Source organism: Mesorhizobium sp. M7A.T.Ca.US.000.02.2.1 (assembly GCF_003996995.1).
Lineage (GTDB): Bacteria > Pseudomonadota > Alphaproteobacteria > Rhizobiales > Rhizobiaceae > Mesorhizobium.
The window spans coordinates 1-3,404 of the sequence record NZ_RZTT01000540.1 but is presented as its reverse complement, the minus strand read 5'-3'; the positions used below and the strand labels follow the sequence as shown (position 1 = coordinate 3,404).

The 3,404-nt window shown below is 64.4% G+C and carries 3 protein-coding genes; all 3 read right to left on the bottom strand.

The features are described 5' to 3' along the window. Positions 1-1,037: DUF5691 domain-containing protein (locus EOD15_RS31115; protein WP_127409158.1), on the bottom strand; the 1,037-nt coding region annotated here is incomplete at its 3' end. Further along, positions 1,034-2,419 (bottom strand): SWIM zinc finger family protein, encoded by a 1,386-nt coding sequence (locus EOD15_RS31110; protein WP_245463817.1) that lies wholly within the window; start codon positions 2,417-2,419, stop codon positions 1,034-1,036. The genes EOD15_RS31115 and EOD15_RS31110, both read right to left, overlap by 4 nt. Positions 2,420-2,639: 220 nt before the next feature. Next, positions 2,640-3,404 (bottom strand): cell division protein FtsZ (locus tag EOD15_RS31105; protein ID WP_127409157.1); only part of this gene is annotated, 765 nt, incomplete at its 5' end.

The following is a 3,404-nucleotide window of genomic DNA, read 5'->3' as shown; positions in this document are numbered from 1 at the left end:
TCCGCCATGTGCGTCACCGCGGCGTCGCTGCCCGACGCGGCGACCATTCGGGCAACAAGGATATCGGCATTGCTCTCGGCGCCGAATTGCCACGCCCCGATAAACTCGGATTCGGTGGTGCCGAAGCGCGTGGCGAGGTCGACCAGGTTACAGGTCTCGAACAGTTCGGCGCGACGTCTTTCCTGCGCCGGCGATTTGAGTTTTGCCGGCGTGTAGGTGGTGCGGCGGCGGATGAAGCCGGATTTGCCTTCAGCGATGAAGGCAGCGAGTTCGGCCGTCGGATCTTCCGGCCCGCCATCGCCTGGCGAGCCGTGCTCTCCCAATCTTGCCAGCAACCGGCCAGCGAGCTCGCGCAGCTTGCCGGAACGATCGGCGGAGAGGCTCTTCAGGAATGGCACGTCATCGGCGCCCAGGCCGAAGCGCAACAGGTCGACGAGTGCAATCCTGATCTCCGCCGGCTCTCCGGAGGCCTTGGTTTCGATCAGTTGCCGAGCCGAAGCCGGTGCGGTGCGGCGCATATCGGCGAGCGCGGTGCGGCGTGCGGCGGGATAGAAGTCATCCCAGTTTTCCACCGTCAGATGCTCCTGGCTTGCAGGTTTTTCGCCGTCCGCGCCTGCCTGCCAGTCGACCCAGGGTGCATAAACGTCCGGACTGCTCTGATCCGACGCGGCTGGCATCCAGTCCATCGGATGCAACACGAAGCCGCGGCTGGCGACGAGCGTGACCACACGCGACTTGCTTCTTGTGTCGGCGGCATGCTTTAGCGCGGCTCGCAACAGCGGCCGCAGCCGTTCCGGCAGCATCGGCAAGGCGAGTTCGGGCAATTGCGGGCGGCGTTTCAGCGTCTTCGGCGCGGCTGGCCGCAAGGCAATGTCGAGAGCTTGTGCGGCGATCGCCAGCAGCCGGCGTTCGCGCTCGTCGGGGCTGGCACCGCCGGCGATCTCCTTCCACGCGCCCGGAGCCAGGTCGAAGGTGGTCCCGCCGGTGATCCAGCAGTCGCGCATGGCCGCCAGGCCGGTCTGCTCGATCTCGTTCACGACAAGTCAAGCCTCCCGAAACCGCTTTGCGCCGCCAGCAGGTCAAGCCGGCTGCCATTCCAAAGTGCTGCCGTTGCCATAAGGTCCAGCCCAAGCAGCGTTGGATTGACGGTGTCGGCAATCGGCAAGGCGATACCATGCGGATCGCCGGCGGCTTGCCACCAGGCAGCGCCCCGATCGTCCAGCAGGATCGCGCCGGGCGGCAGCATGACAGGACAATCGGTGAGCCAAGGGGCTGTGTTCTGGTGAACAGCATGCGCCGCGAGCGGATCGGCTGTGTGAAAGCCGAAATCGGGCCACTCACCTGTCGGGACGTCGCCCTTGCGGTCCGCCACCAAGGCCCGCAGCGGCTGGCGTGCCGGGTAAAAGACCAGCCTGGCATCGAACCGGTCGCCCGGTGTGAAGGCGTTCGACCGGCGACCGGCCGAGGCCGGAAAATAGTCGAGCAAGAGAGCAAATTGCGGGCTCGCGCTCTTCAGGTCGAGCAGCCAGGTCGAATGGCTGACAAGACCGTCACGGCGCGACTCGATCTTCTCGCCAAGCACCTCCCAGACGCTTTCGACCTGTTTGGCATCGGGATTGGCCAGAACCTGCTCACGGCTTTCGGACGTCGATACGAGCCGCCTCAGTTCGGCGTCGCCTGGCGTCGATCGCCAGGCCTTGGCCACCAGCACAAGCTTGCCGAGTTCGCGGATCGCGGCGTCCGGGCGCTCCTCGCTGCGCAGCCCCATCAGCCGTGACGGAATCTCGTCGATGCGGCCGGCAAGCGCTGTCGCCTTCATGTCGACCAGCCGTGCCGCAATCCGGCGGCAACGGTCACTGCTGTTGTCGACAAAACCGGCCAGGCCAAGCCGCAACTGGTCAGCGATCCATTGATCAAGCTCATCCAACGCCGCCGACACCGCGGATTGCGTATCCAGCGTCCGCTTGCGCTGCGCTGCCTCGCGGCGCTCGACCGCGGCGGCGTCCTCGACATCAGCGCTTTCGTCGTCGCGCGAGGCCTCGCCGATGCTCTTGCCTCCCGCACCGGGCGCTGGTTCAGCCGGCTGCGATGTGGTCTTCCTGCGGCGGCCGAGCCAATCATTCACCCATTCCGGCGTCGAGCCTGCGGCGGCAAAACTGGCCGGCGTGGTGGCTGCAATCCACATCAGCGCCAAAGTGTGCTTGCAGGGAAATTTCCGCGATGGACAGGTGCATTTGTAGCCATGGTCGCCGGTGTCGACGACCACACGGTAGGGATTGGAGCCGGAACCCTGGCATTCCCCCCAGAGGAGCCCCAGTTGATCGCTCTTTTCGAGTCGTGGCCAGTTCGATTGCTTGGTCAGCCTGGACGCGGCGCTCAACGACGCCTGATCGGGCGCAAGCGCTTCGATGGTTTTCAAGTCGAATTCCAAGCCGCGCCTCTCGTCGCTCGAACGATACGGGTAGCCAGTATAGATGGCCGTCTATGTCGGATTCTTGTAGCAGCAACCGTACAGAGATCGATACAGCCGAACACAATAGTTGCGCCAGTCAATCTGATCCGTCGGCAATGCAATTGCTATTCAGCGATGTCTCCCCCGAGAAAATTATCTCTTGGCGAGGATAAACGCGCGATATGACTTATTGAAGCGTCCGCGCCGGCTGACCGGCGTGGTCGCGGGCGATGCCGGCTTCGGCATCCTCGGCACCAAAAGCACGGTCGAGGCCCGTCGCCACGACCGAGACCCTGAAGCGGCCTTCCATGCCCTTGTCGAAGATGGCGCCAACGATGATGTCGGCATCCTCGTAGACCTCTTCGCGGATGCGGGTGGCGGCCTCGTCGACCTCGAACAGGGTCATGTCCCTGCCGCCGGAGATCGAGACCAGCACGCCCTTGGCGCCTTTCATCGACACTTCGTCGAGCAGCGGGTTGGCGATCGCGGCTTCGGCCGCCTTCATCGCGCGGCCTTCACCGGAGGCCTCACCGGTGCCCATCATGGCTCGGCCCATGTCGCGCATCACCGATTTGACATCGGCGAAGTCGAGATTGATCAAGCCTTCCTTGACGATGAGATCGGTGATGCAGCTGACGCCGGCATAGAGCACCCGATCGGCAATGACGAACGCATCGGCGAAGGTGGTCTTGGCATCGGCGATCCTGAACAGGTTCTGGTTCGGGATGACGATCACCGTGTCGGCGCTCTCGCGCAGCCGCTCGATGCCCTCTTCGGCCATCTGCATGCGGCGCCGGCCTTCGAAGGCGAACGGCTTGGTGACGACACCAACCGTCAGGATGCCGGCCTTGCGCGCCGCCTGGGCAATGATTGGAGCTGCACCGGTTCCCGTGCCGCCGCCCATGCCGGCGGTGACGAAACACATATGCGTGCCGGCCAGATGGTCCATGAT